We start from the raw sequence: 850 nt of genomic DNA, 5'->3' as shown, positions 1-850 counted from the left end.
ACGGCGCTCATCCGGGATCGCAATACGCCGCAGAAGCATGTCTGGCGCGCCGAGATCATCCTGCTGAGCGTCAACGGCACCGGCACCGTCGAGATCATGCGGCAAACCGGCAAATCGAAGACCTGCGTGTGGCGCTGGCAGGAGCGCTTCGCCACTGAAGGCTTCGAGGGGCTGTTGCGCGACAAGACGCGGCCCTCGCGCATTCCGCCTCTCGGACCCGAGGTGGCCGAGCGCGTGGTGGCGCTGACGCTTGCCAATCTGCCGGGCGAGACGACGCACTGGACCGCCGACATGATGGCGCAAGCGGCTGGCATCAGCGCAAGCGCTGTGCGTCGCATCTGGAAGGCGCACGGGCTGCAGCCCAACCGCTGGCGCCAGTTCAAGCTCTCCAACGATCCCCAGTTCGTCAACAAGCTGCGCGACGTCGTCGGCCTCTATGTCGATCCGCCGGCTCACGCCATCGTGCTGTCGGTCGACGAGAAGAGCCAGATCCAGGCGCTCGACCGCACCCAGCCCGGCCTGCCCGTGACGAAGGGAAGGCTCGGCACCATGACCCACGACTACAAGCGGCATGGCACGACCACCCTGTTTGCCGCCCTCAACGTGCTCGACGGCACCGTTATCGGCAAGAACATGCAGCGGCATCGCCATCAGGAGTTCATCCGCTTCCTCAACGCCATCGAGGCGCAAATGCCGGCCAGCAAGGCCGTCCACGTCGTCCTCGACAACTACGCCGCCCACAAGCACCCCAACGTGCGCGCTTGGCTCGACCGCCATCAGCGCTTCACCTTCCACTTCACGCCGACGTCGTGCTCGTGGCTCAACGCGGTCGAGGGTTTCTTCGCCAAGT

1 protein-coding gene is annotated in these 850 nt (G+C 65.5%); it reads left to right on the top strand.

Going from position 1 to position 850, the window contains the following annotated elements:
* Positions 1-850, top strand: an 850-nt coding sequence (locus tag NKI17_RS36850) for an IS630 family transposase (RefSeq protein ID WP_352907951.1), incomplete at both ends; no start/stop codon positions are given.

The organism is Mesorhizobium sp. M0816 (assembly GCF_040320005.1).
GTDB lineage: Bacteria > Pseudomonadota > Alphaproteobacteria > Rhizobiales > Rhizobiaceae > Mesorhizobium.
This window is presented reverse-complemented; position numbering and strand designations above follow the sequence as displayed.